At 70.6% G+C, this 25,938-nt stretch carries 19 protein-coding genes and 1 pseudogene; 13 read left to right on the forward strand and 7 right to left on the reverse strand.

Annotation, left to right across the window (positions count from 1 at the left end; genetic code table 11):
* Positions 1-21: 21 nt before the first annotated feature.
* A complete protein-coding gene (hflX, locus tag ACZ8ZB_RS25335; RefSeq protein ID WP_470739926.1) occupies positions 22-1,515 on the forward strand; it encodes a GTPase HflX in 1,494 nt (497 codons plus the stop codon).
* A gap of 73 nt (positions 1,516-1,588) precedes the next feature.
* On the opposite strand, the gene ACZ8ZB_RS25340 is transcribed toward hflX, so the two are convergent.
* Complete coding sequence (locus tag ACZ8ZB_RS25340; protein WP_470739927.1) at positions 1,589-2,806, reverse strand: trypsin-like serine peptidase; 1,218 nt, start codon at positions 2,804-2,806, stop codon at positions 1,589-1,591.
* 131 nt (positions 2,807-2,937) lie between these two features.
* On the reverse strand, positions 2,938-4,155 hold the full coding sequence (locus tag ACZ8ZB_RS25345) for a trypsin-like serine peptidase (RefSeq protein WP_470739928.1): 1,218 nt from the start codon (positions 4,153-4,155) through the stop codon (positions 2,938-2,940).
* 367 nt (positions 4,156-4,522) lie between these two features.
* Between ACZ8ZB_RS25345 and ACZ8ZB_RS25350 the strand changes: the two are divergent.
* The 4 genes and pseudogenes from ACZ8ZB_RS25350 to ACZ8ZB_RS25365 all read left to right on the forward strand — a co-directional run bounded on the left by ACZ8ZB_RS25350 (position 4,523) and on the right by ACZ8ZB_RS25365 (position 10,341).
* Positions 4,523-5,660, forward strand: a pseudogene (locus ACZ8ZB_RS25350) (aminotransferase class III-fold pyridoxal phosphate-dependent enzyme).
* Between the two features lie 49 nt (positions 5,661-5,709).
* Positions 5,710-7,557 (forward strand): IucA/IucC family protein, encoded by a 1,848-nt coding sequence (locus tag ACZ8ZB_RS25355; protein WP_470739929.1) that lies wholly within the window; start codon positions 5,710-5,712, stop codon positions 7,555-7,557.
* Positions 7,452-8,123 (forward strand): GNAT family N-acetyltransferase, encoded by a 672-nt coding sequence (locus ACZ8ZB_RS25360; RefSeq protein ID WP_470741579.1) that lies wholly within the window; start codon positions 7,452-7,454, stop codon positions 8,121-8,123. The genes ACZ8ZB_RS25355 and ACZ8ZB_RS25360 overlap by 106 nt, the downstream gene beginning before the upstream one ends.
* A gap of 229 nt (positions 8,124-8,352) precedes the next feature.
* A complete protein-coding gene (locus ACZ8ZB_RS25365) occupies positions 8,353-10,341 on the forward strand; it encodes an ATP-dependent DNA helicase (protein WP_470739930.1) in 1,989 nt (662 codons plus the stop codon).
* Between the two features lie 141 nt (positions 10,342-10,482).
* Here the strand turns inward: ACZ8ZB_RS25365 and lexA are convergent, their stop codons facing one another.
* A complete protein-coding gene (gene lexA, locus ACZ8ZB_RS25370) occupies positions 10,483-11,262 on the reverse strand; it encodes a transcriptional repressor LexA (RefSeq protein WP_470739931.1) in 780 nt (259 codons plus the stop codon).
* A gap of 527 nt (positions 11,263-11,789) precedes the next feature.
* On the opposite strand from lexA, the gene nrdR reads away from it, so the two are divergent.
* Together nrdR and ACZ8ZB_RS25380 are read left to right on the forward strand one after the other, a co-directional pair.
* A complete protein-coding gene (gene nrdR, locus ACZ8ZB_RS25375; RefSeq protein ID WP_470739932.1) occupies positions 11,790-12,347 on the forward strand; it encodes a transcriptional regulator NrdR in 558 nt (185 codons plus the stop codon).
* 164 nt (positions 12,348-12,511) lie between these two features.
* Positions 12,512-15,406: a vitamin B12-dependent ribonucleotide reductase gene (locus ACZ8ZB_RS25380; protein ID WP_470739933.1), complete on the forward strand. Its 2,895-nt coding sequence runs from the start codon at positions 12,512-12,514 to the stop codon at positions 15,404-15,406.
* 88 nt (positions 15,407-15,494) lie between these two features.
* Here the strand turns inward: ACZ8ZB_RS25380 and ACZ8ZB_RS25385 are convergent, their stop codons facing one another.
* Positions 15,495-16,028: a TerD family protein gene (locus ACZ8ZB_RS25385; RefSeq protein ID WP_470739934.1), complete on the reverse strand. Its 534-nt coding sequence runs from the start codon at positions 16,026-16,028 to the stop codon at positions 15,495-15,497.
* A 157-nt stretch (positions 16,029-16,185) separates the two neighbouring features.
* Between ACZ8ZB_RS25385 and ACZ8ZB_RS25390 the strand changes: the two genes are divergently transcribed.
* The 3 genes from ACZ8ZB_RS25390 to ACZ8ZB_RS25400 all read left to right on the forward strand — a co-directional run bounded on the left by ACZ8ZB_RS25390 (position 16,186) and on the right by ACZ8ZB_RS25400 (position 18,509).
* Positions 16,186-16,791 carry a YdbC family protein gene (locus ACZ8ZB_RS25390; RefSeq protein ID WP_470739935.1) on the forward strand — a complete coding sequence of 202 codons (606 nt, stop codon included), beginning with the start codon at positions 16,186-16,188 and terminating at the stop codon, positions 16,789-16,791.
* Positions 16,792-16,909: 118 nt separating this feature from the next.
* Positions 16,910-17,569, forward strand: coding sequence for a histidine phosphatase family protein (locus ACZ8ZB_RS25395; protein WP_470739936.1), 660 nt, complete (start codon positions 16,910-16,912; stop codon positions 17,567-17,569).
* Between the two features lie 31 nt (positions 17,570-17,600).
* On the forward strand, positions 17,601-18,509 hold the full coding sequence (locus ACZ8ZB_RS25400) for an ADP-ribosylglycohydrolase family protein (protein WP_470739937.1): 909 nt from the start codon (positions 17,601-17,603) through the stop codon (positions 18,507-18,509).
* A 308-nt stretch (positions 18,510-18,817) separates the two neighbouring features.
* On the opposite strand, the gene ACZ8ZB_RS25405 is transcribed toward ACZ8ZB_RS25400, so the two are convergent.
* Positions 18,818-20,365: an MFS transporter gene (locus ACZ8ZB_RS25405; RefSeq protein ID WP_470739938.1), complete on the reverse strand. Its 1,548-nt coding sequence runs from the start codon at positions 20,363-20,365 to the stop codon at positions 18,818-18,820.
* A gap of 186 nt (positions 20,366-20,551) precedes the next feature.
* On the opposite strand from ACZ8ZB_RS25405, the gene ACZ8ZB_RS25410 reads away from it, so the two are divergent.
* The 3 genes from ACZ8ZB_RS25410 (at position 20,552) to ACZ8ZB_RS25420 (ending at position 22,613) form a co-directional block, all read left to right on the forward strand.
* Positions 20,552-21,175 carry a TetR/AcrR family transcriptional regulator gene (locus ACZ8ZB_RS25410; protein ID WP_470739939.1) on the forward strand — a complete coding sequence of 208 codons (624 nt, stop codon included), beginning with the start codon at positions 20,552-20,554 and terminating at the stop codon, positions 21,173-21,175.
* A gap of 81 nt (positions 21,176-21,256) precedes the next feature.
* Positions 21,257-21,958: a ribonuclease HII gene (locus ACZ8ZB_RS25415; protein ID WP_470739940.1), complete on the forward strand. Its 702-nt coding sequence runs from the start codon at positions 21,257-21,259 to the stop codon at positions 21,956-21,958.
* A gap of 67 nt (positions 21,959-22,025) precedes the next feature.
* Positions 22,026-22,613, forward strand: coding sequence for a hypothetical protein (locus ACZ8ZB_RS25420; RefSeq protein ID WP_470739941.1), 588 nt, complete (start codon positions 22,026-22,028; stop codon positions 22,611-22,613).
* A gap of 223 nt (positions 22,614-22,836) precedes the next feature.
* Here the strand turns inward: ACZ8ZB_RS25420 and ACZ8ZB_RS25425 are convergent, their stop codons facing one another.
* Together ACZ8ZB_RS25425 and ACZ8ZB_RS25430 are read right to left on the reverse strand one after the other, a co-directional pair.
* A complete protein-coding gene (locus ACZ8ZB_RS25425; protein WP_470739942.1) occupies positions 22,837-23,448 on the reverse strand; it encodes a hypothetical protein in 612 nt (203 codons plus the stop codon).
* Between the two features lie 213 nt (positions 23,449-23,661).
* Positions 23,662-25,827, reverse strand: coding sequence for a RecQ family ATP-dependent DNA helicase (locus ACZ8ZB_RS25430; RefSeq protein ID WP_470739943.1), 2,166 nt, complete (start codon positions 25,825-25,827; stop codon positions 23,662-23,664).
* Positions 25,828-25,938 lie beyond the last annotated feature (111 nt).

The following is a 25,938-nucleotide window of genomic DNA, read 5'->3' on the forward strand; positions in this document are numbered from 1 at the left end:
TACCGACGACGTAAGGACCCAATGACCTCCTCTTCTTCCCCTTCCCAGGACACCAAGCGCCTCGCGCACACCTATCCCGAGGGTCTTCGGGCCGATGCCCTGATGGAAGAGGACGTCGCCTGGAGCCTCGACACCGACGGAGAGCGGGACGGCGATCAGCTCGACCGTTCCGAGCGTGCGGCCCTGCGCCGTGTCGCCGGCCTCTCCACCGAGCTCGAGGACGTCACCGAGGTCGAGTACCGGCAGCTCCGCCTGGAGCGGGTCGTGCTCGTCGGGGTGTGGACCTCGGGAACCGTGCAGGACGCGGAGAACTCCCTGGCCGAGCTCGCCGCCCTCGCGGAGACGGCCGGCGCCCTCGTCCTCGACGGCGTGATCCAGCGCCGCGACAAGCCCGACGCCGCCACCTACATCGGCTCCGGCAAGGCCGAGGAGCTGCGCGACATCGTGCTCGACACGGGCGCGGACACCGTCATCTGCGACGGAGAGCTCAGCCCTGGTCAGCTGATCCACCTCGAGGACGTCGTCAAGGTCAAGGTCATCGACCGTACGGCCCTGATCCTCGACATCTTCGCCCAGCACGCCAAGTCCCGAGAGGGCAAGGCGCAGGTCGCGCTCGCGCAGATGCAGTACATGCTGCCGCGACTGCGCGGCTGGGGTCAGTCGCTGTCCCGGCAGATGGGCGGCGGCAAGGGCGGCGGCCTCGCCACCCGCGGCCCCGGTGAGACGAAGATCGAGACGGACCGGCGCCGGATCCGCGAGAAGATGGCGAAGATGCGCCGGGAGATCGCGGAGATGAAGACCGGCCGCGAGATCAAGCGCCAGGAGCGCAAGCGCCACAAGGTGCCGTCCGTGGCCATCGCGGGCTACACCAACGCCGGCAAGTCCTCGCTGCTCAACCGCCTCACGGGCGCGGGCGTCCTGGTCGAGAACGCCCTGTTCGCGACCCTCGACCCGACCGTGCGCCGGGCCGAGACCCCGAGCGGACGGCTGTACACGCTGGCCGACACGGTCGGCTTCGTCCGGCACCTGCCGCACCACCTGGTCGAGGCGTTCCGCTCCACGATGGAGGAGGTCGGCGACGCCGACCTGATCCTGCACGTGGTGGACGGTTCACACCCGGTCCCGGAGGAGCAGCTGGCCGCCGTACGCGAGGTGATCAGGGACGTCGGCGCCACCGGCGTACCCGAGATCGTGGTGATCAACAAGGCCGACGCGGCCGACCCGCTGACGCTCCAGCGGCTGCTGCGGGTGGAGAAGCGCTCCATCGCGGTCTCGGCCCGCACCGGCCGGGGCATTCCGGAGCTGCTCGCGCTGATCGACAGCGAGCTGCCCCGCCCGTCCGTGGAGATCGAGGCGCTCGTGCCCTACACCCACGGAAAGCTGGTCGCCCGCGCCCACGACGAGGGCGAGGTGATCTCCGAGGAGCACACCGCGGAGGGCACCCTGCTCAAGGTCCGGGTGCACGAGGAGCTGGCGGCGGAACTCGCGCCGTACGTTCCCACCCCGGCCGGCTGAGCCACTCACGACAGAGTGAAGGCCCGCCCCCTGCTCGGCGCTTTCCAGGGGGCGGGCCCTCGTCATGCGCGGATCACCGACCGCCGTAGGTCTCGCTCATGTTCCGGTACAGCGCCTCGGCTTCCTCGCCGAGCTGCGGGCCCGCCAGCCAGGTGTTGTCCATCGGGCCGATGGAGGTGTTGGAGACCAGCACCGTCTTGCCGGCCAGCACCCGGAACCAGCCGCCGCCGGACGAGCCACCGGTCATGGAGCAGCCGATGCGGTACATCGTCGGCAGGTTCGAGCCGAGCGAGAACCGGCCCGGCGCGTCGAGGCACTTGAACATCTGCAGGCCGTCGTAGGGCTGCGCGGCCGGGTAGCCCCAGGCGCCCATCTCGCCCGCCTCAGCCGCGGACGGCGCGGAGAAGTCCACGTCGAGCGCGGCGCCGACCGTCTCCTCCAGGGACTTCGAGCCCCGCTCCGGCTTCACGTGCAGCACGGCGTAGTCGTACGCCGCCCCGTCGCCGCCGGACTCCGAACCGCCCTGGATCCAGCCGTTCGAGGTCGAGGCCCAGTCCGCCCACCAGTTGCCGTAGGGGGCGATCTCGGAGGCGGTCGCGTTGCCCAGGTCCGCCTCGGACTTGCCGAGGTCGTTGTAGGCCGGCACGAAGACGAGGTTGCGGTACCAGCCGCCGTCGCCGCCGGCGTGCACACAGTGCCCGGCCGTCCAGACGAGGTTGGACTCACCCGGGTGGTTCACGTCCTTGATCACCGTGCCGGAACACACGGCGGGGCCCTCGGGGGAGTCGAAGAACACCTTGCCGACCGGCGCCGCGTTCTCGTGGTACGGCGTCTTCTCGGCCTCCGCCCGGACCTGGGCCGGCTCCGGGTCGCTGACGCCTTGGGCCGCCAGCGCGTCCTTGGTCGAAACGGTCTTGTCCGCCTCCTTCGCGGACCGCATCCGCTCGGGCTTCCACAGTCCTTCGATCACCGGATTGACGAAGTCCTCGGCCTCACTGAGCCACTTGTCCTTGTCCCAGTCCTTCCAGGCGCCGTCCTTCCACTTGTCGACGTCGATCCCGTGCTCCTTGAGCCGGTCCGCGATGTCGGACGGGATCTTCACCTCGCCGCCGCCGCCGCCGTCGTTGTCGGCGGTCCGGGAGGCGGTGGCATCGGGCTTGTCGTCCGCCTCGTCCTTCCCGGAACCGCCGCACGCGGTCGCGGTGAGCGCCAGGGCGGTGACGAGCCCGGCGGCGGTGAGGACGGTGCGACGGCCACGCCCGAGTGGCGCGGACACACGTGTGGAACGCATGGTGCGATGACCCCCGTTGAAGCGAATGAATGCCCTGCCGCGTATGCCTGCTCCGTTCGGGCTCCGACACCGGGTGCCGGAGCCCCGCCCGGTCCCGCACGCGCGGCGGCGTGCGGGACCGGGCGCGCCGGTCACTGACCGGCGAACTTCTCGCTGACCGCGTCGTACACGCCCTTGGCCTCGTCACCCAGTCGCGGACCGGCCAGCCAGCCCGACGTCACCGGGCCGATGGAGGTGTTGGACACCAGCGCAGGCTTCCCGTCCGAGCCCGTCGCGACCCAGCCGCCACCGGACGAACCGGCGGTCATGCTGCACCCGATGCGGTACATCGTCGGGTCCGACTCGCCGAGCGACAGCCGCCCGGGCTCGTCCTGGCAGCGGTACAGCGTCTGGCCGTCGTACGGCGGGGCGGCCGGGTAACCGATCGCCGTGACCTCCTCCACCTCCGGCACCGCGGGAGCGCCGAAGTCCACCGGTAGCGCCGAACCGACCGTCTCCTCCAGCGACTTGCCGTCGCTGCCCTTCTCCGGCGTCACATGGATGACCGCGAAGTCGTACGAGGCGCCGTCACCGCCCGTGGAACCGCCCTGCTCGATCCACTGGTCCGAGGTCTGCGCCCAGTCACCCCACCAGACGCCGTACGGAGCGATCTCCTCCTTCGTGGCGGTCTCCAGCTCCTTCGCCGACTTGCCCGCGTCGTTGTACGACGGCACGAAGGCGATGTTGCGGTACCAGCCGCCCTTCTTGCCCGCGTGCACACAGTGGCCCGCCGTCCACACCATGTTGGACTTGCCCGGGTTGGCCGGGTCCTGCACCACCGTGGCCGAGCAGACCATCGTGCCCTCGGGCGAGTCGAAGAACACCTTGCCCGCAGCGGGGGCGTTGGCGTGGTACGACGGCGCGACGGCCTCCGCCTGAACTGGTTCCGGAGCCGGATCCGTCACACCCTGGTCACCGGAGATGTCGCTCTCGTCGACCTCCTGGTCCGGCTCCTCGGCGTCCCGCATGCGGTCCGGGTCCCACAGGTCCTCGATGATCGGGTTGACGAAGTCCTGCGCCTCACGCAGCCAGTCGTCCTTGCTCCAGTCCTTCCAGGCGCCGTCCTTCCACTTGTCGAGGTCGATCCCGTGCTCCTTGAGCCGGTCCTTGATGTCCTCCGGGATCTTGAGCTTGCCGTCGTCGGCCGCGGCGGTCGCGGAGGCCCCGGCACTCGCGTCGGTGTCCCCCGACCCGCAGGCGGTGGCGGTGAGGGCGAGCGTCGAGGCGAGCGCGACAGCGGTCAGAACGGGGGAGGTCCGGCGCGTCCGCCCCCTTCGGCGAGCGGTGGACGACGGCCGTATGGATCGCATGATCTGACTCCCCCTGGGATGGACGTACTTGGTGCTTGGACCGCGCTTCCACTCCCTGAACCGCACGGAGTTCGGGGGCGCTTCCACGGCCTTCGGGAACGGCACCACACACTATGCGCTCGCCGTGGGAGACGCCCGACGGAACGGCAACGGTTCGGCTACAAGCCGCCTGACCTGGTCGATCATCCATAGATGAGCCGATTTGAGGCCGCCGGGCCCCGAGCCGCCGGCCCATGGGGCCGAAGATCCCGGAGCAACCCGTAACCCGGTGGGCGGTCCGCGGTTGGTAGCGGTGGAGGGTCCGCTGCCCGCACGCGGACGTCCCGTGCCGTGGCGCGGAGGGAACAACAGGGGAGGACGGGGGACGGTGGCGGAATCCACGTGCGAGGGGCGGGGAACCTATGCCCTGCCGATCGTCCCGGTACGGGCGCGCGGGATGACCACCGAGGGCGCGGACGGGCGACGCTGTCTGGACTGCTTCTCCGGTGCGGGAACCCTCGCCCTCGGGTACAGCCACCCCGTCGTACTGGAGGCGGTCCGCGGCATCATCGACTCGGGCGTGCCGCTCCCCGTTCCCGGTCTGGCGACCCCGGTGAAGGACGCCTTCGTCACCGAACTGTCGCGTACCCTGCCGCCCGGATCCGCCGAACGCGCCCGCGTGCGCTTCTGCGGACCGGGCCGCGACGACGCGGTGGCGACCGCCCTCCGGCTCGCACGGACGGCGACCGGACGAGCCGGTGGTGAGCGCGGTGCCGGACTCGCCGACCGACAGCCGGCCGGGGTGATCGTCGAGTCCGTGCGGGACGACGGCGGGGTGCGCCCGGCGTCGGACGCCTGGCTGCGGCGGCGCACGGCCGACCGGTCCGTCCCGCTGATCGTCGACGGGACACTCACCGGGCTCGGACGGACCGGCGCCTTCCGGGTCGTGGAACACAGCGGTATCACACCGGACACGATGGTGCTGTCCGGAGCGGTCGGGGGCGGTCTGACCCTGGCCGTCGTGGTCCACCGCGACGACCTCGGCCCGCCCGCCTCCCGCACCCACGTCGGCAACCAACTCGCCGTGGCCGCGGGCACGGCGACCCTCGCCCACATCCGCGAGAACGGCCTCGCCGGACGCGCGGCCACCCTGGGTACCCGCATGCTGAACCGACTCCGGACGCTCGCCGACGAGTTCGCCTGCGTGGGGAACGTGCAGGGGCGGGGGCTGCTGACCGGGGTCGACGTGGTGGATCCGGAGGCACCGCCCGGGGACACGCGCCGGTACCCCGCCGCATCCGAACTCGCTGCCGCCGTACGGCGGGAGTGCCTGCGAAGCGGTCTGAATCATCGACCTCGGCGGTCCCCGCATGCGCGTCGTACGACTGCTCCCGCCCTTGACGATCACGGAGGAACAGGTGACCACGGTCCTGGACCGACTCGCCGACGCCCTCCACGCGGCGGCCCGTGACCACCCGCACGGGAAGCACCGCCACCCGGGCCGCCGTCACGCACCGACGGGCTGACGACACGGAGCCCCGCCCCCGCCACCGCACCCCTTTCCGAGGACCCGCCTTGCCCACGATCCCCCCACCGGCAGACCGCACCGAGCCCTTGGTTCCCCAGCAGGAGCGAAGCCCGTCCCGCACCGAAGGGCTCGGAAGCACCGGCACGAGTCCCTTGGACCACCCCGACCCGCACAAGGCGGCCCAAGTCGCGGCCATGGAGAACCTCCTGCGCTGCTGGGTACGCGAAACCGGCCTGCCCACCCCGGACGGTGCCACCTTGCGCCTTCCCCTGACGGCCAGCGGCGTGACCCTGCTCGTACCCGTTCTGTACTGGTCCCCGACCGGCTGGCACCGCTTCGGCCCTCCCCGCCTGGCCGACGTCCCGGACCCCGCCCCACCGGTCGACGCCGTCCTGCTCGCCGCCCTCCTCGGCAGGGAGAACGCCGGCCTCCCGGGGTCGGCGCGTCCGTCGGCGGGCGACGGCACCGACCTGGCCGCGCGCGTCGCCGACTCCGTACGCCGTGTCGTCGTCTTCGTCACCGACCGGCGGGAGAACACGGCCGACCACCCCGACCTCTTCCTCACCGCCGAACAGTCACTCGTCCTCGGACATCCGCTGCACCCGGACCCGAAGAGCCGCGAGGGCCTCTCCGACGCCGAGGCACAGCGGTACTCGCCCGAGTTGCGCGGCTCCTTCCCCCTGCACTGGATGGCTGTCGCCCCCTCCCTGCTCGCCACCGACTCCGCGTGGACCGAGCGTGGACGTCCCGTCACCGCGGCCCGCCTCACCACACGGCTGGCCGGCACCGGGTTGTCGCTGCCCGACGGCTACACGGCCCTCCCCATGCACCCCTGGCAACTGCGCCAGGTCCACCTCCGTCCCGAGGCCGCCGCCCTGCTGGACGCCGGGCTGCTCCGCGATCTCGGCGGCCACGGCGCCCCCTGGCATCCCACCTCCTCCGTACGCACCGTCCACCGGAGCGGCGCCCCGGCCATGCTCAAGCTGTCGCTGGGCCTGCGCATCACCAACTCCCGCCGGGAGAACCTCCGTAAGGAGCTCCACCGGGGGGTCGAGGTCCACCGTCTGCTGCGCACCGGACTGTCCCAGCGGTGGCGGGCCGCGCACCCCGGCTTCGACATCATCCGGGACCCGGCCTGGATCGCCGTGAACACACCGGCCGGTGACCCCGTGCCCGGACTCGACGCGGTGATCCGGCACAACCCGTTCCAGCCGCACGACGACGTCACCTGCGTCGCCGGACTGGTCTCGCCGCGGCCCCGCCCCGGTGGCCGTACGGGTCCCCGGCTGGCCGAGATCGTCACCCGCCTCGCCGCCCGCACGGGGCGGCCGTCCAGCGCCGTCGCCGCCGAGTGGTTCCTGCGGTACCTGGAACACGTGGTGCGGCCTCTGTTGTGGCTGGACGGCGAGGCCGGCATCGCCCTTGAGGCGCATCAGCAGAACACCTTGCTGCTGCTGGACGCCGACGGCTGGCCCGCGGGCGGACGCCACCGGGACAACCAGGGCTACTACTTCCGCGCGTCACGACGCGCGGAACTCGACGCCCGGCTGCCCGGCATCGGCGAGCACAGCGACACTTTCGTCTCCGACGAGGTCACCGACGAACGCTTTGCCTACTACCTGGGCGTCAACAACGTCCTCGGGCTCATCGGCGCCTTCGGCTCCCAGCGCCTGGCCGACGAACGGCTGCTGCTCGCCGCCCTCCGCCGGTTCCTCACCGGAGTGTCGACCGGACCGGCCCGGACGCGCAGCACGCTGCCCGCCCGTCTGCTGGACTCACCCGTCCTGCGCTGCAAGGCGAACCTGCTGACCCGGCTGCACGGCCTCGACGAACTCATCGGCCCGGTCGACACCCAGTCCGTCTACGTCACCATCGCCAACCCCCTGCACTCGTGATGTCCGACCACATCGGTGACTGGGGCCCGATCAGGACCTCTGCAGGTCTGTTTCAGCTGGTCCCCGTCCGTGTCGAACGCGATCTGCCTCTTCTGGCCCGGTGGATGAACGATCCGGCCGTCGCCCTGTTCTGGGAACTCGCCGGACCGCCGGCCGTGACGGCCGACCATGTGCGGTCCCAGCTCGCCGGTGGGGGACACAGTGTTCCGTGCCTCGGCGTCCTGAACGGAACGCCGATGAGCTATTGGGAGATCTACCGCGCGGATCTCGATCCCCTGGCCCGCCACTACCCGGCCCGACCGCACGACACCGGACTCCACGTCCTCATCGGCGCCGCCGGAGACCGGGGGCGAGGCCTCGGCAGCGTCCTGCTCAGGACGGTAGCCGACCTCGCCCTCGCAAGGAGGGCCGCTTCGCCACGCGTCGTCGCGGAGCCCGACCTTCGCAACATCCCCTCCGTCACCGCCTTCCTCAATGCCGGCTTCTACTTCTCGGCCGAGATCGACCTGCCCACCAAGCGGGCCGCCCTCATGGTCCGGGACGGCTCCCTGCGCCGTCTGATGTAGCGCTCCGTCACTGTGCTCTCACAACTGGTACACCGCTCACACCGCCGCGGTTCCCACTCGCGCCGCGGCAATGTCCTGGCCGCAGGTCCCAGCGCGATCCGTCCGTCCCTCGCCCCGGTGATTCCGCAGCCCTCACGTCGTCCGACAAAGGAGCCCCGCCTTGATCGCGTCCCCAGCCCCCCGCCGTGATCGCACGAATGTCAGCGCCGGGTCGTAGGGTGGTCGCGCTATGACGAAGCCCTCACTCTCCGAACTCCTGCACGCCGCCGTCGCCGCCGTCGGCGGCACGGAGCGCCCCGGCCAGGTGGCCATGGCCGAAGCCGTCGCCGAGGCGATCGACGACGGAGCCCATCTGCTGGTCCAGGCCGGTACCGGCACCGGAAAGTCGCTGGGCTATCTGGTGCCCGCGCTCGCGCAGGGGGAGCGGGTGGTGGTGGCGACGGCCACCCTGGCCCTGCAGCGCCAGTTGGTGGAGCGGGACCTGCCGCGCACGGTGGAGTCACTGCATCCGCTGCTGCGCCGCCGCCCGGAGTTCGCGATGCTCAAGGGCCGCTCCAACTACCTGTGCCTGCACCGGCTGCACGAGGGCGTGCCGCAGGACGAGGAGGAGGGGCTCTTCGACCAGTTCGAGGCGGCAGCCCCCACCAGCAAGCTGGGCCAGGACCTGCTGCGCCTGCGTGACTGGTCGGACGAGACGGAGACCGGAGACCGGGACGACCTCACGCCGGGTGTGTCCGACCGGGCCTGGTCCCAGGTGTCGGTGTCGTCACGGGAGTGCCTCGGTGCCACGAAGTGCGCCTACGGCGCCGAGTGCTTCGCCGAGACCGCCCGCGAGCGCGCCAAGCTCGCCGAGGTGGTCGTCACCAACCACGCCCTGCTCGCGATCGACGCCATCGAAGGCGCGCCGGTGCTGCCGCAACACGAGGTGCTGATCGTCGACGAGGCCCACGAGCTGGTCTCCAGGGTCACCGGGGTCGCCACCGGGGAGCTCACCCCCGGGCAGGTCAACCGCGCGGTGCGGCGCGCCGCGAAGCTGGTCAACGAGAAGGCCGCCGACCAGCTCCAGACCGCAGCCGAAGGGTTCGAACGGCTGATGGAGCTGGCCCTTCCGGGTCGGCTGGAGGAGATCCCGGAGGACCTCGGATACGCGCTCATGGCGCTGCGCGATGCCTGCCGCACCGTCATCTCCGCCATCGGCAGCACCCGCGACAAGTCCGTCCAGGACGAGGACGCGGTCCGCAAGCAGGCGCTGGCCTCCGTGGAGAGCGTCCACGACGTGGCGGAGCGGATCACGAACGGCTCGGAGTGGGATGTCGTCTGGTACGAGCGGCACGACCGCTTCGGAGCGTCCCTGCGCGTCGCGCCCCTGTCCGTCTCGGGCCTGCTGCGGGAGAAGCTCTTCACCGATCGCTCCGTGGTTCTGACCTCCGCGACCTTGAAGCTGGGCGGCGACTTCAACGGCGTGGGGGCCTCACTGGGGCTCGGGCCCGAGGGTGTCGAAGGCGATGACCTTCCCCGGTGGAAGGGCGTCGACGTCGGTTCGCCGTTCGACTACCCCAGGCAGGGCATCCTCTACGTCGCGAAGCATCTGGCGCGCCCGGCCCGTGACGGTGACCGCGGGGACATGCTGGACGAGTTGACCGAGCTGATCCAGGCGGCGGGCGGCCGCACCCTGGGGTTGTTCTCCTCGATGCGGGCCGCCCAGCTCGCCGCCGAGGAGCTGCGCTCCCGCATCCCGGAGTTCCCGATCCTCCTCCAGGGCGAGGAGACGCTCGGCGAACTGATCAAGAACTTCGCGGCTGATCCGAGGACCTGCCTCTTCGGCACCCTGTCGCTCTGGCAGGGTGTCGACGTACCGGGTCCGAGCTGCCAGCTGGTGGTCATGGACAAGATCCCCTTCCCGCGTCCGGACGACCCCTTGATGAGCGCCCGCCAGAAGGCCGTGGAGGAAGCCGGCGGCAACGGCTTCATGGCCGTCGCCGCCACCCACGCGGCGCTGCTGATGGCACAGGGTGCCGGCCGTCTCGTACGCGCCTCGGGCGACCGGGGCGTGGTGGCCGTACTGGACCAGCGGCTGGCCACTGCCCGGTACGGCAGCTATCTGAAGGCTTCGCTGCCCGATTTCTGGTACACCACGGACCGCAACCAGGTCAGGAAGTCGCTGGCCGCGATCGACGCGGCGGCACAAGGGGCGGAGGCCGGTACGGCGGTGCAGTGAGGGAGGTGGCGTGCTGCGGCACGCCACCGACCGGCAGCAGCAGCCGGTCCGTCCGGACAGCACAGGACCCCGGAACCGGCGCAGGGGTCCCGGGGCCCGGTCAGGGGCGGGGCGGCGTTCCGGGCCGTCCCCGCGTCGTGCTCAGACGCGCCGCAGAACGGCCACCACCTTGCCCAGGATGGTCGCGTCGTCGCCAGGAATCGGCTCGTAGGCCGCATTGTGCGGAAGTAGCCAGATATGGCCGTCCTCCCGCTTGAAGCGCTTGACGGTCGCCTCACCGTCGAGCATGGCCGCGACGATGTCCCCGTTCTCGGCGACCGGCTGGCGGCGGACCGTCACCCAGTCGCCGTCACAGATCGCGGCCTCGATCATGGAGTCGCCCACGACCTTCAGTACGAACAGCTCACCATCACCGACGAGCTGCCGGGGCAGGGGGAAGACGTCCTCGACGGACTCCTCGGCGAGGATCGGGCCACCGGCGGCGATACGGCCGACCAGCGGTACGTAGGACGCGGCCGGCTTGCCGGCGGTGTCCGTGGGCTGCACGGAAGCGGCCTGGTCGGAACCCCGCACCTCGTAGGCGCGCGGACGGTGCGGGTCGCGACGCAGGAAGCCTTTGCGCTCCAGGGCCATCAGCTGATGGGCCACGGAGGACGTGCTGGAGAGACCGACCGCCTGGCCGATCTCGCGCATCGACGGCGGGTAACCGCGACGCTGCACCGAGTCCCTGATGACCTCGATCACCCGGCGCTGGCGGTCGGTGAGTCCGGAGCTGTCCGCCCGGATGCCGGGAGGTCGGCCCGGCAGGGAGCGCTTGTGCCCCTCGGGATTCGTGGCTTCGTTCATCGCATGCACCGGCTCGATCCGGCCCTGGGGGCGGTCCTGGGCAGTGATGGCGGCACTGTCTGCGGTGGTGGTCACGTCGGCCCCTCTCGATGGTCTCCCTGCAGCACAACGGTAGTTGCTTTCGAAAGGTTGCGCCAAACACACGTTCGAGTGAAAAAAAGCGAATTGGCGTACGCAATCTCTCGCCGGGGTGTATTGGTCGCCGCACTTCCTGTCGGACAAACGGACCGATTGTTGTACTCTTCACCGCCGAGGCGACGGCCTCGCGGTTGCGGACCTCAGTCTGCCACCGGGTGCCCCGTGGCGCGTGAAGCGGCCCGCGCTCTCTTCGGGAGTGGCGCATCCCCTCCCTGTCTCCGGTGCGGCGCCCCCGCCGTGCGACGGCCTGGTGTCTCCTGCCAGCCTTGGCGCACGCGACACGCGTGTGGGTGTGGATGTATGAGCCAATCCCCACATCTAGTGGTTGGATTGCGGCAGCGGCCCAGAAGTTGTGGTCCCCCGGGTCTTCGGGTCTTCCGAGATCGCCTATGCTGGTGCTGCTTCGTGAGGCCCGAGAGACCTCGCGAGGCTGTGGAGTCTGCTGTGAGGAGGGTTGGGAGTTCATGCACTGCCCCTTCTGCAGGCACCCCGACAGCCGTGTCGTCGACAGTCGTACGACCGACGACGGCACGTCGATCCGCAGGCGCCGCCAGTGTCCGGACTGCTCCCGTCGTTTCACGACCGTGGAGACGTGTTCGCTCATGGTGGTCAAGCGGTCCGGAGTCACTGAACCCTTCAGCCGCACCAAGGTCATCAACGGTGTGCGCAAGGCGTGCCAGGGGCGGCCCGTCACCGAGGACGCCCTCGCCCAGCTCGGGCAGCGCGTCGAGGAGGCGGTGCGGGCCACCGGGAGTGCCGAGCTGACCACCCACGACGTGGGGCTGGCCATTCTCGGCCCGTTGCAGGAACTCGACCTCGTCGCCTACCTGCGGTTCGCGTCCGTCTACCGGGCGTTCGACTCGCTGGAGGACTTCGAGGCCGCGATCGCGGAGCTCAGGCGGGTGGAGCGGCCCGTCGCGGGCGACGGGGACGGCGAAGGAGCCGGCCCGGAGGGTCGGGAAGACGACGGCGGGCCCGGCGGGACCGCTCAGGTCCCCGAGCCCGCCCCAGCCGCCGGCTGACCGGAGGGCCGGCCCGGCACGCCAGATGCGGGGACCGGCCGGGCGGCGGCGATGAGAAGACCTGCTGCGGGCAGACGAGTGGGCGCCCGCAGCATCAGACAGAACACCGTGCCACGGGAACAATCGGGGCACTTCAGGGCGTTTCGCCCGTACAGGGAGGCGGCATGACAGAGACGGCGAGCGGTCCGGCACGGAGTCCCCGCGCCAAGAGCAACAAGGCCGGCAAGGGACTGCGGGTGGAGCGCATCCACACCACTCCCGGAGTCCACCCGTACGACGAGGTGGCCTGGGAGCGCCGTGACGTCGTCATGACCAACTGGCGCGACGGCTCGGTCAACTTCGAGCAGCGCGGCGTCGAGTTCCCCGACTTCTGGTCGGTGAACGCGGTCAACATCGTCACCAGCAAGTACTTCCGGGGAGCCGTGGGCACCCCGCAGCGCGAGACCAGCCTCAAGCAGCTGATCGACCGCATCGTGAAGACGTACCGGAAGGCCGGTGAGGACCACAGCTACTTCGCCTCGCCCGCCGACGCCGAGATCTTCGAGCACGAGCTGGCGTACGCCCTCCTGCACCAGATCTTCAGCTTCAACAGCCCCGTGTGGTTCAACGTGGGCACGCCCCAGCCGCAGCAGGTCTCCGCCTGCTTCATCCTGTCCGTCGACGACTCCATGGAGTCGATCCTCGACTGGTACAAGGAAGAGGGCATGATCTTCAAGGGCGGCTCCGGCGCCGGTCTGAACCTCTCCCGGATCCGTTCCTCCAAGGAACTGCTGTCCTCCGGCGGCAACGCCTCCGGCCCGGTCTCCTTCATGCGCGGAGCCGACGCCTCCGCCGGAACGATCAAGTCGGGCGGCGCCACCCGCCGCGCGGCCAAGATGGTCGTCCTCGACGTGGACCACCCGGACATCGAGGACTTCATCGAGACCAAGGTCAAGGAAGAGGAGAAGATCCGCGTCCTGCGCGACGCGGGCTTCGACATGGACCTGGGCGGCGACGACATCGCGTCCGTCCAGTACCAGAACGCCAACAACTCGGTCCGCGTCAACGACGAGTTCATGCGGGCGGTCGAGCAGGGCGGCAAGTTCGGCCTGCGCGCCCGGATGACCGGCGAGGTCATCGAGGAGGTCGACGCCAAGGCGCTCTTCCGCAAGCTCGCCGAGGCCGCGTGGGCCTGCGCCGACCCGGGCATCCAGTACGACGGTGTCATCAACAACTGGCACACCTGCCCCGAGTCCGGCCGGATCACCGCGTCGAACCCGTGCAGCGAGTACATGCACCTGGACAACACGTCCTGCAACCTGGCCTCGCTGAACCTGATGAAGTTCCTCAAGGACGACGGTCAGGGCAACCAGTCCTTCGAGACCGAGCGCTTCCAGAAGGTCGTCGAGCTGGTCATCACCGCGATGGACATCTCGATCTGCTTCGCGGACTTCCCGACCCAGAAGATCGGCGAGAACACCCGCGCCTTCCGTCAGCTCGGCATCGGCTACGCCAACCTCGGCGCCCTGCTGATGGCGACCGGCCACGCCTACGACTCCGACGGCGGTCGCGCCCTCGCCGGCGCCATCACCTCCCTGATGACGGGCACGGCGTACCGGCGCTCCGCCGAACTCGCCGCGATCGTCGGCCCGTACGACGGCTACGCCCGCAACGCCGACGCCCACAAGCGCGTCATGAAGCAGCACGCCGACGCCAACGGCACCGCCGTACGCATGGACGACCTGGACAGCCCGGTGTGGGCCGCCGCCACCGAGGCCTGGCAGGACGTGATCCGCCTCGGCGACAAGAACGGCTTCCGCAACGCGCAGGCGTCCGTGCTCGCCCCGACCGGCACCATCGGTCTGGCGATGTCCTGCGACACCACCGGTGTCGAGCCGGACCTGGCGCTGGTGAAGTTCAAGAAGCTGGTCGGCGGCGGCTCGATGCAGATCGTCAACGGCACCGTCCCGCAGGCCCTGCGCCGCCTGGGCTACCAGGAGGAGCAGATCGAGGCGATCGTCGCCCACATCGCCGACCACGGCAATGTGATCGACGCCCCCGGTCTCAAGCAGGAGCACTACGAGGTGTTCGACTGCGCCATGGGCGAGCGTGCCATCTCCCCGATGGGCCACGTCCGCATGATGGCCGCGATCCAGCCCTGGATCTCCGGCGCCATCTCCAAGACGGTCAACATGCCGGAGACGGCGACCGTCGAGGAGGTCGAGGAGATCTACTTCGAGGCCTGGAAGCTGGGCGTCAAGGCGCTCGCCATCTACCGCGACAACTGCAAGGTCGGCCAGCCGCTCTCCGCGAAGACCAAGGAGAAGGAGAAGGCCGAGGTCACCGAGAAGGCCGAGGAGACGATCCGGGCCGCGGTCGAGAAGGTGGTCGAGTACCGCCCGGTCCGCAAGCGCCTCCCGAAGGGCCGTCCCGGCATCACCACCTCCTTCACGGTCGGCGGCGCCGAGGGCTACATGACCGCCAACTCCTACCCGGACGACGGTCTCGGCGAGGTCTTCCTGAAGATGTCCAAGCAGGGTTCGACGCTCGCGGGCATGATGGACGCCTTCTCCATCGCCGTCTCGGTGGGCCTCCAGTACGGCGTGCCGCTGGAGACGTACGTCTCGAAGTTCACCAACATGCGCTTCGAGCCGGCCGGTATGACGGACGACCCGGACGTGCGGATGGCGCAGTCGATCGTCGACTACATCTTCCGTCGCCTGGCGCTGGACTTCCTGCCCTTCGAGACGCGCTCCGCGCTCGGCATCCACTCCGCCGAGGAGCGTCAGCGCCACTTGGAGACCGGTTCGTACGAGCCGTCCGACGACGAGGTCGACGTCGAGGGCCTGGCCCAGTCGGCGCCGCGGACCCAGGAGCTGAAGGCCGTCGCCACGCCGAAGGCCGAGGCCGAGGTGGCCAAGCCGGCCCCGAAGCAGGCTCACACCAGCGCCGAGCTGGTGGAGATGCAGCTGGGCATCCAGGCCGACGCGCCGCTGTGCTTCTCCTGCGGCACGAAGATGCAGCGCGCCGGTTCCTGCTACATCTGCGAGGGCTGCGGCTCGACCAGCGGCTGCAGCTGACGCGTCCGGGCGCTGCCCGGCTGCGAGGGAACGACTGAGGGCGGTGGCGCCGGTGTTCCGGCGCCACCGCCCTCGGCGTTCCCGAGGGTCAGGCCCGGCGCGCCGCCCCCATCACACGGGTGAAGGCCGCCGGTTCGCCCTCGAACCCCTGGACACCCGGGCGGAACTCCCAGGGCCCCGATCCGTCCCGGACGAACTCCGCGACCGTCGCCGCCGTGGCCCCGAGGACACCGCCGAAGTCGTCCTCGGCCAGCACGGTGTAGCCCTCGCGGATGCGCAGACCGGGATTGCCCACCCCGGAGAACGTCCGTCGTCCCTGGTGCTGCTGCAGGACGACGCCGACCACCACACGCGCGTACCGCTGGTCGAGCCGGTCCAGTTCCAGCGTCATGACCTCGTCGTAGCCGAAGCCCTGGCCGTCCTTGCTGTCCCGGTTGAGCGTGATGGTGCCGTCGGGGGAGCGACTGTCGAAGTGCACCACGTAGGCGGGAGCGCCGTGCGGTTCGTCCGCCGTGTAGGACGCGGCGACGAGGTCCAGGTCGGTGGAGGGCTGTCCCGACGGACTCGGGTCCCACCTCAGCGCGATCTCGACCTTGCGGATGCCCTTGTTGAGGCCGTTCACCAGTCTTCCCCTTCCCCGTGACCGTCCTGCCCGCTCACCCCAACTGCCGGGTGTTCCCGTCAGGTTGTCCATCCTGCCACGCATGTGGCGGCGGACGCCGGTAAGCAGTCACCCCGAGAGCGACCGGTGCCACGCTCCCTGGCCTTACGATGGCGCGGTGCTGGTCAAGTGGATTCGCTGCACCGTGGTGGACCGCCGCGGGTTCGAGCGGGGGCAGCGGAAGTGGGCGGGGCTTCTGGGGGAGCCGGGGTTTCGCGGGCAGGGCGGGGGATGGAGCCGGGGGCGGCCGGACGTGGCGCATGTCTTCTCCTTCTGGGAGAGCCGGGCCTTCTACGACTCGTTCATGGCCCGCTCCCACGACCGGCTCGCCTCGGCCCAGTCGGGCACGTTCAAGGACGTCCAGGTCAGGCTCTTCGACCACCGCTTCGACGTGAAGACCGGCTTCGAACCGCGTTTCACGGACGCCGACCTGCTCAGGGTGGCGCTGTGCCGCGTGCACGAGGAACGGTCGGAGCACTTCGTGCTGATGCAGGAGAAGGTCTGGAACCCGGCCATGGCCGGGTCGCCCGGCATGGTCCGGGGACTGTTCGGGGAGGCGCCCGGGCACGAGTTCCTGGTGCTGTCGATGTGGCGGTCGGCCGCCGAGCACGGCAAGTACCGCACCGAGCGGGTGGAGCGCCTGGCGCTGAGGGCGCAGACGGAGGCCGACGTCGCGGCCCTCACGGGGGACATCGTGGAGATGGAGTCGGCCTGGACGGTGTGACGCCCGGAAATGGAACGGTGCGCGCCGGTGTGACGAGGAGTGCGGGATGTGTGTGACCTACGCCGTATGGGGACCGCGCGAGTGCTCGTCCGGCCGTCACCCGATCTAGGGTTTTGGCATGGCACGACCACGGCGCATCGTCCTTGTCCGACACGGCGAATCAACGGGCAATGTTGATGACTCCGTTTATGAACGCGAACCCGATCACGCCCTGGCCCTGACCGCGCGGGGCAGACAGCAGGCGGAGGAGACGGGGGAGCGGTTGCGGGAGCTCTTCGGTCGTGAGCGCGTCAGCGTCTACGTCTCCCCCTACCGCCGCACGCACCAGACGCTGAGCGCCTTCCGGCTCGACCCGGAGCGGATACGCGTGCGCGAGGAGCCGAGGCTGCGCGAGCAGGACTGGGGAAACTGGCAGGACCGTGAGGACGTGCGCCTGCAGAAAGCCTACCGGGACGCCTATGGGCACTTCTTCTACCGGTTCGCCCAGGGGGAGTCCGGAGCCGACGTCTACGACCGGGTCGGCGGCTTCCTGGAGAGCCTGTTCCGCAGCTTCGAGGCCCCCGACCACCCCCCGAACGTCCTGATCGTCACCCACGGGCTGGCCATGCGGCTGTTCTGCATGCGGTGGTTCCACTGGACCGTGGCGGAGTTCGAGTCGCTGTCGAACCCGGGGAACGCCGAGATGCGCGTACTCGTTCTGGGAGAGAACGGCAAGTACACCCTCGACCGGCCCTTCGGGCGCTGGCGGGATCCGGAACCCTACGGGATCACCGGATAGACAGAGGGTCACCGGATAGAGTGGCAGGGCGATGACCGCTGATTCCTCTCCCGCCGGGCGCCTGGACCGCGCCCTGGCCAGTCTGCGCGGCGTGTCCGTGGGGGACGCGCTCGGCTCCCAGTTCTTCGTGCCGGTGAACTACCCGCTGCTCAAGCGCCGCGAGCTGCCGCCAGGACCCTGGCAGTGGACGGACGACACGGAGATGACGTGCTCCGTCGTCTCCGTCCTGGCCGCACACCACCGGATCGACCAGGACGCCCTCGCGCTGTCCTTCGCCACGCACCACGACTTCGACCGGGGCTACGGGCCCGCGGTCAACCGGCTGCTGCGGCTGGTCCGCGAGGGCGGCGACTGGCGGGAACTCGCCGCCGCGCTCTTCGACGGGCAGGGGTCGTGGGGCAACGGCGCCGCGATGCGGGTCGCGCCGTTGGGCGCCTGGTACGCGGACGATCCGGAGCAGGCCACCCATCAGGCCGAGATCTCCTCCTACCCCACGCATCAGCATCGTGAGGCCGTGGTCGGCGCCATGGCCGTCGCGGCGGCGGCCGCGCTGGTCGCATCCCCCGGCGGGCCGCCCGGCTCGGAAGCCCTCCTCGACGGGGTCATCGCGCTGGTGCCCGCGAGGAGCGCGGTCGGCGCGGGGCTGCGCAGGGCCCGGGACATGCTCGACTACGGCGACGCGGCCACCGTCGCGGCCGTGCTCGGCTGCGGACGGCGTACGACGGCGCATGACACCGTGCCCTTCGCGTTGTGGTCGGCGGCCCGGGCTCTGGGCGACTACGAGCGGGCGTTCTGGACGACCGCGCAGGTGGGCGGGGACGTCGATACGACCTGTGCGATCGTGGGCGGCGTGGTCGCCGCCGAGGGCGCGGGGGCACCGCCCGCCGAGTGGGCCGACCGGGTCGAGCCCCTGCCGGACTGGATGCGGGCCGCGGTCTGAGGGCGGGGGCCGGACGCGGCCTCCTTCCGGGGACTTCGCGGGCGGTATTCAGAACTCTCCGTACATCCCGGGAACTCTCCGTGACCGTCCGTCCGTTGTCGGGACATCCGCCGTGTGAGGCGTGAGGCCTGACGCGTGCAGATGCGTCTGTCGTGCGGGAGCGGTGCGGGGGAGGGACCGTGGTGGTCATGAAGGCGTTGCTCGGGGTCCTGCTCGCCCCGATGAGTACGGGTCTGCCCGGCGTTCGCCGGCCGGGTCCGAAGACATCGGCCGGCGAGCCGCCGGGCAGGCCTCGCGGTGTCCCCTTCTCAGCCGACGCCCGGTCCGGCCGAGCCGGACAGCGCCTCCAGGTCGCTCTTGCGGACCCGGATGACGAACCACGCGGTGGCCAGGGCGAGTACGGCCATCGCGGCAGCCGGGACGAAGGCCGTGGAGATGCCCTCGGTGAGCACCTCGTGGCCCCAGGGAGCGGGCAGTTGCTGCGTCTGGGCGAACTCCGCCTTCTGCTCCGGCGTTCCTTCGGCGAGGAAGCCGGGTACCTGCTTCTCCGCCTCGTCCTTGCTGGCCGTGCCGAACACCGTCGTCAGGAGGGCCAGTCCCACCGAACCGCCCACCTGCTGAGTCGCGTTGAGCAGCCCGGACGCGGCGCCTGCCTCATGCTGGGCCACCCCGGAGACAGCGGTGAGCGTCAGCGTCACGAAGTTCAGTCCCATGCCGAAGCCGAAGACCAGCATGGGACCGAGGATGCCGCCGACGTACGAGCTGTCGGAGCTGATCAGCGTCTGCCAGGCCAGTCCGGTCGCAGCGAGCGCCGACCCGACGAGCATGAACGGCTTGGGGCCGAACACGGGAAGGAACCGCTGCGACAGACCGGCTCCGAGTGCGATCACGACCGTCACCGGCAGGAAGGCGAGACCGGCCTCGATCGGACTGTATCCGAGCACGTTCTGTACGAAGAGGACGATGTAGAAGAACATGCCGAACATCGCCGCGGCCAGGCTGAGCATGATCACATACGTGCCCGAGCGGTTGCGGTCGGCGAACATCCGCAGCGGGGTGATCGGCTCCTTGGCCCGGGACTCGACCAGCGCGAAGGCAACCAGCAGGACCACGGCGGCCACGAAGGAGCCGATGGTCAGACCGTCCCGCCAGCCTTCCTCCGCCGCGCGGATGAAGCCGTAGACGAGGGAGGCCATACCGGCCGTCGAGGTCACCGCGCCCGCGATGTCGAAACGACCGGTGTGCCGCTCGGACTCATTGATGTACAGCGGTGTGAGTACGGCTATCAGCAGGCCGATCGGCACATTGACGAAGAGCACCCACCGCCAGTCGAGCCACTCGGTGAGCATGCCGCCCGCGAGCAGGCCGATGGCGCCGCCGCCTGCGGAGACCGCGGCGAAGATACCGAAGGCGCGATTGCGCTCGGGCCCTTCCGGGAAAGTGGTGGTGATGAGCGCCAGCGAAGTGGGCGAGGCGATGGCGCCGCCCACACCCTGCAGGACGCGCGCGGCCAGCAGGTGCCACGGTTCCTGGGCGAACCCGCCGAGCAGCGAGGCGAGGGTGAACAGCAGGATGCCGGCCATGAAGACACGGCGACGGCCGAGGATGTCGCCGGCCCGGCCGCCGAGCAGCAGCAGGCCACCGAAGGTCAGGGTGTAGGCGCTGATCACCCAGGTGAGATCGGTGGTGCTGAACTCGAGAGCGTTCTGGATGTGCGGCAGCGCGATGTTCACAATCGTCGAGTCGAGGACCACCATGAGTTGGCAGGCCGCGATGACGGTGAGCGCGATGCCGGGACGTCCGTCCCGGCGGGCCGCACCTGGCTTCTGGTTCTGGACTAAAGGAGAGGTTGTCACTATGGGTCCCCCACGAGTACTTCAGTGAACGCTCGCGTTCACTGTTGAGGCAACGGTATGAGCCCCTGACAGTGAACGCAAGCGTTCACTTAATGCGTTGTCGCTCGGCGCGTCCCCCTCGGTCGCCGTGCGGCATGCGCCTCATCCCCGAATGCCCGCTTCCTCTGCTCGTTGGAGAGAGTTCAGATGGTTTCTTCGAGCTGGGTGGCCGCCCAGGACCGGACGGTCGCGCCCCGCCGCCGTGGTGCCGTGCTGGAGCGCGCGATCCTCGATGCCGCCCTGGAGCAGCTCAGTACGGTCGGCTGGAACGGCCTGACGATGGAGGGTGTCGCCGCGGGCGCCCAGACCGGAAAGGCCGCCGTCTACCGGCGCTGGCCGTCCAAAGAGGACCTGGTCGCCGACGCGCTGCGGGCCGGGCTGCCGCACTTCGGCGCGGCGCCGGATCTGGGCAGCGTGCGCGAGGATCTGCTGCACCTGTGCCTGCGGGCGCGTGACGCGATGTTCTCCCGGCCGGGGTGTGCTCTGCGCTCGGTGATTCACGAATGTGACACCTACCAGGCCGAGCGCTTCCACGCCGTCATCTTCGACGGGGTCGTGGAACCCACCGTAAAGATGCTGCGCGCCGCGATCGAGCGTGGAATCGAGCGGGGGGAGGTGCGTGCCGACGCGGCGAACGGATATGTCTTCGATGTCATTCCGGCGATGATGATGTATCGCTCGAAGATGTGCGGCAGCGAATGGTCGGACGCCGATCTGGAGGAGATGATCGACCAGTTGATGATTCCGTTGCTGCGGCCGACCGGCTCCTGACCGTGGTTTCCGCGAGTCGCCGGCACTGCTCGGGGACCGGGGTGTCGCGGGCCGTCGCGGGCGGCGTACGCTAAGGGCGCCATGCCGTACGAACCACCTACTCACACCGTCGAGCGCTCTCTGCGCGCCACGACCGGGGCGAAGATCGTTGCAGGTGTCGACGAGGTGGGGCGCGGCGCGTGGGCCGGCCCCGTCACCGTCTGTGCGGCGATCACCGGACTGCGTCGGCCCCCGGAGGGGCTCACCGACTCCAAGCTCCTCACCGTCAGGCGGCGCACCGAGCTCGCCGAGACACTGCGGAGCTGGGTGACCTCGTACGCCCTGGGGCACGCCTCCCCCGAGGAGATCGACGCCCTGGGGATGACGGCCGCGCTGCGACTGGCGGCGGAGCGTGCGCTGGGGGAACTGCCGGTCCGGCCGGATGCGGTGATCCTCGACGGCAAGCACGACTATCTCGGCACGCCGTGGAAGGTCCGTACGGTCATCAAGGGCGACCGGTCGTGTGTGGCCGTCGCGGCGGCCTCGGTGATCGCCAAGGTTCAGCGCGACAAAATGATGGCCGAACTGGGCGTCGACCATGCAGACTTCGGTTTCGCGGACAACGCCGGGTATCCGTCACCCGTGCACAAGGCCGCACTGGAGGTCCGGGGGCCCACCCCGTACCACCGATTGTCGTGGGCGTATCTTGATGCGCTGCCCCAGTGGCGGCACCTCAAGAAGGTCCGCGGCTGGACAGAAGGGCGCGTTCCGGAAATCGAGGGTCAGCTCGGCTTCGACTTCTGACGGATCGCTCGCACTGATGTGCCACCCGGCGGCGCGAGCCGTGCCAACGTTTGATAAAAATCAGCTCATGCCTCTCATTCCCGAGGAGCCTCAGATTCACGAGAGTGCCCAGGGTCCCCGCACCGCGCCGACCCCTCGCCCCGTACCCGGTCCCCGCCCCGCGGCTCCGTCGCGTCCCGGTCGCCCCGGCCCGCCGCGGCCCGCGCCGCCGGTGCAGCGCGCGTCGCGCGACGCGGCCAAGCCCGTTCCTCCGGGCCCGCCCGCCACCCCGCAGCTCCAGTTGATCCCGGCCTCGGTCCAGGGGGCGCTCGACGCCGCCGAAGAGGCCGTGGACCTGCTGCTGGACTCGGGCCGCGCCCCCGGCGACGTACTGGTGATCACCACCGGAGAGCCGCATCCGTGGGCCACCCACGAACTGTCCTTCGGCGAAGCCTCCTACTGGGCTCAGCACGACGCCGGTGACGACGTCTTCTACACGGACGCCAAGGTCGCCGAGCGTGCCGGTGTGCGCCCCGTCGTCGTGGTCGCCGTCAACGGAGGCCCGGAATCCACGGCTGTTTCCGCCCTGTCGGTGGCGCACGCCCGGGCCGGTTCCCTGCTGATCGTCTGCGGTGATCCGCAGCGCATCAACTCGGTGCTGGGCGCGGGCGTCTGAACCGTCACCCCGGCGTCCGGCCGGGTGCCGAGGGGAGACGCGGATGCCGAGGCCGTGGCGTTCGCGCGATCGGGGGCCCGGCGTGCCCGGGGCCGGAACGGCCGATGCTCCCGCGTCTGCGCCGTCCCGGTACCGGGACGGGGCCGGCACATCATGCGGGTGCGACGCGGCGCACTCGCACCACTCCGTGATGCCCGGATGCCCGGGCGGCGTCTTCGTGACGTCAGCGCGCCGCCGCGCGGCGCAGAACCTCCGACGCGGCGCCACCCGTGCGCGGCCGGGGCGGCGTCGCGGACGTGGCGAACGGTTCCGGTGCCGAGCCGGCGCTGGGATGGCGGCCGCCACGCCCCTCGCCGAGGACCTGCCACCCGTCACGGGTCAGCGTGATGTACGCCCCGCAGCGCAGCCCGTGCAGGGTGCAGGCGTCCCGCAGGCCCCACATCCAGGCGCCGTCCTCCTCCGTCCAGCGCGCGTCGCCGTCGCGGCAGTAGAGCAGGACGGCGGTGCGCACCGGGGTGCGGCGGCGCAGGTCGTGCGGGATCACCCGGCGCAACTGGTCCAGCAGCACATTGCGGAGCAGCCAGCCGTCCGCGGAACTGGTACGCCGGGTGAACGATGCGCTCGCCCGCACGCGTTCGTCCGGATCGAGCACGGCGACGACCGCGGTCGCCGGACCGGGACGGTGCCGGGCGTGCAGACCGCTGACGACCTCCCGCGGACTGCCCAGCAGCGGGATTCCCGCGGCGGCCCACTCCGCAGGTTCGAGCACACGGTTGGCGGAAGCGGCGGACGTCGACAGCGATGCCGCCGAGGACGGAGCGAATCCGAAGGTCACGGTCCTCCCTTCGGCTACGCCCGGACTGCGGGCAGGGTCGGATTCGGGGGAGCGCACCCGCAACGGAGCCCTACCTGAGCGGCGGGCGAGCCGTGCGGGTGCTTCCTTCAATTCTTCCTGTCGAACTTGAATGCGGCAACGAGCAATTGAGGTGGCGGTCCGGTATCGGATGTTCCACGGTTAATATCCCCACCCGTCGGGCGGGTCGAACCATCAGCCCTGTACGGCCAGCACCAGCGGCAACACGCCCTGTGCGCCGGCCCGCCGGAGCAGACGCGCCGCGACCGCGAGGGTCCAGCCCGTCTCCGTATAGTCGTCCACGAGGAGAACCGGGCCCCGCGCCTCGGCCAGCGCGGTGGCGAGGTCGGCCGGCACGGTCAGCGCCCCGTCGAGGGCCTTGAGGCGCTGGGCGCTGTTGCTCCGGGGGGCGGGGTGCGCCTCGCTCGTGTAGGCCATCGACCCCAGCAGCGGCAGCCGCCCGATCTCCGCGATGCGCGCCCCGAGCGAGTGGATCAGCCGGGGCCGGCTGCGAGAAGTGAGGGTGACCACCCCCACCGGCCGGGGCTGGGGATCCGCCACCCCGGGAGCCCAGCCGCCGGGCCCCTTGGCCCAGTCGGCCAGCACGCCCACCACGGCCCGGGCGACGTCGTCCGGCACCGGCTCGTCCGGTGCCTGCGGCGCGAGCATTGGACGCAGCCGGTTGCCCCAGCCGATGTCCGACAGACGCCCCAACGCCATGCCCCGGGAGGCCTGTTCCCCCACCGGGATGCGTCCCTTGAGGTCCATGCCGATCGCCGGAAGCCCGGTGGGCCACATCTTCCGGGGCTCCACCTCGACGCCCGCCCGGCCGAGGTCCACGCGGGCCGCCTCGAGGGCGGTCGAGGAGGCCTCGGGGGTGTACCGCGCGCCGGCGCAGTTGTCGCAGCGTCCGCAGGGCTTGGCGCCCTCGTCGTCCAACTGGCGCTGCAGGAACTCCATCCGGCAGTCCGTGCTCGCCGCGTACTCGCGCATCGCCTGCTGTTCGGCCTTGCGCTGGCGCGCCACCCACGCGTACCGCTCGGCGTCGTACGTCCACGGCCGCCCGGTCGCGATCCAGCCGCCCTTGACCCGCCGCACCGCCCCGTCCACGTCGAGCACCTTGAGCATGGTCTCCAGGCGGGAGCGGCGCAGCTCCACCAGCGGCTCGAGGGCCGGCAGCGACACGGGCCGGTCGGAGCGCGCGAGGACCTCGAGCGTACGGCGGACCAGGTCCTCCGGGGGGAAGGCGAGCGACGCGAAGTACTCCCAGATCGCCTCGTCCTCCTTCCCCGGCAGCAGCAGCACCTCGGCGTGCCGGACACCGCGTCCGGCGCGGCCGACCTGTTGGTAGTAGGAGATGGGGGAGGACGGTGAGCCGAGGTGCACCACGAAGCCCAGATCGGGCTTGTCGAAGCCCATGCCGAGCGCGGAGGTGGCGACCAGGGCCTTCACCTTGTTGGCGAGCAGATCCTCCTCTGCCTGCTGCCGGTCGGCGTTCTCCGTCCGTCCGGTGTACGAGGCGACGGTGTGACCGCGCTGCCGCAGGAAGGCGGTGACCTCCTCGGCGGCGGCCACGGTGAGCGTGTAGACGATCCCCGAACCCGGGAGCTCGTCCAGATGATCGGCGAGCCAGGCCATCCGGTGCGCCGCGTCCGGCAGGCGCAGCACGCTCAGGCTCAGACTCTCCCGGTCCAGCGGGCCCCGCAGCACCAGCGCGTCCGACGAGCCTCCCGTGCCCAGCTGCTCCGCGACGTCGGCGGTGACGCGGGCGTTGGCGGTCGCGGTGGTGGCGAGGACGGGCACGCCGTCCGGGAGATCGGCGAGCATGGTGCGCAGCCGGCGGTAGTCCGGGCGGAAGTCGTGTCCCCAGTCGGAGATGCAGTGCGCCTCGTCGACCACTAGGAGCCCGGTCGCGGCGGAGAGCCTGGGCAGCACCTGGTCGCGGAAGTCCGGGTTGTTCAGCCGCTCCGGACTCACCAGCAGCACATCGACGTCGCCTGCGGCGATCTCCGTCTGGACGGAGTCCCATTCCTCGCTGTTGGAGGAGTTGATGGTCCGGGCGCGGATTCCGGCTCTGGCCGCGGCCTCCACCTGGTTGCGCATGAGCGCCAGCAACGGGGAGACGATCACGGTGGGACCGCTGCCCCGCGCCCGCAGCAGCGAGGTGGCCACGAAGTAGACCGCGGACTTGCCCCAGCCCGTACGCTGCACGACCAGGGCCCGGCGCTTGTCGGCGACCAGCGCCTCGATCGCCCGCCACTGGTCCTCGCGCAGCCGGGCCTCGCCCGAGGCGTCCCCGACGAGGCGGGCGAGAACCGCGTCGGCGGCGGTGCGCAGATCCGCGTTGCTCGTGTGCTCCATGGGTCCATCCAACAGGACACCACTGACACACGGGTGGGTGCGCGGGAACGGCCCCACGGCACTGAGGTCGATGACATGTCCCTGGTCAGACTTATCCACAGGGCAAAGCGG

It is taken from the genome of Streptomyces sp. 12E (assembly GCF_055633275.1).

Bases quoted from the DNA above. Each gene is read 5' to 3' on its own strand.
- hflX (WP_470739926.1), top strand. From the start codon at position 22: ATGACCTCCTCTTCTTCCCCTTCCCAGGACACCAAGCGCCTCGCGCAC.
- ACZ8ZB_RS25340 (WP_470739927.1), bottom strand. From the start codon at position 2,806: ATGCGTTCCACACGTGTGTCCGCGCCACTCGGGCGTGGCCGTCGCACC.
- ACZ8ZB_RS25345 (WP_470739928.1), bottom strand. From the start codon at position 4,155: ATGCGATCCATACGGCCGTCGTCCACCGCTCGCCGAAGGGGGCGGACG.
- ACZ8ZB_RS25365 (WP_470739930.1), top strand. From the start codon at position 8,353: ATGACGAAGCCCTCACTCTCCGAACTCCTGCACGCCGCCGTCGCCGCC.
- nrdR (WP_470739932.1), top strand. From the start codon at position 11,790: ATGCACTGCCCCTTCTGCAGGCACCCCGACAGCCGTGTCGTCGACAGT.
- ACZ8ZB_RS25380 (WP_470739933.1), top strand. From the start codon at position 12,512: ATGACAGAGACGGCGAGCGGTCCGGCACGGAGTCCCCGCGCCAAGAGC.
- ACZ8ZB_RS25395 (WP_470739936.1), top strand. From the start codon at position 16,910: ATGGCACGACCACGGCGCATCGTCCTTGTCCGACACGGCGAATCAACG.
- ACZ8ZB_RS25400 (WP_470739937.1), top strand. From the start codon at position 17,601: ATGACCGCTGATTCCTCTCCCGCCGGGCGCCTGGACCGCGCCCTGGCC.
- ACZ8ZB_RS25410 (WP_470739939.1), top strand. From the start codon at position 20,552: ATGGTTTCTTCGAGCTGGGTGGCCGCCCAGGACCGGACGGTCGCGCCC.
- ACZ8ZB_RS25415 (WP_470739940.1), top strand. From the start codon at position 21,257: ATGCCGTACGAACCACCTACTCACACCGTCGAGCGCTCTCTGCGCGCC.
- ACZ8ZB_RS25420 (WP_470739941.1), top strand. From the start codon at position 22,026: ATGCCTCTCATTCCCGAGGAGCCTCAGATTCACGAGAGTGCCCAGGGT.
- ACZ8ZB_RS25430 (WP_470739943.1), bottom strand. From the start codon at position 25,827: ATGGAGCACACGAGCAACGCGGATCTGCGCACCGCCGCCGACGCGGTT.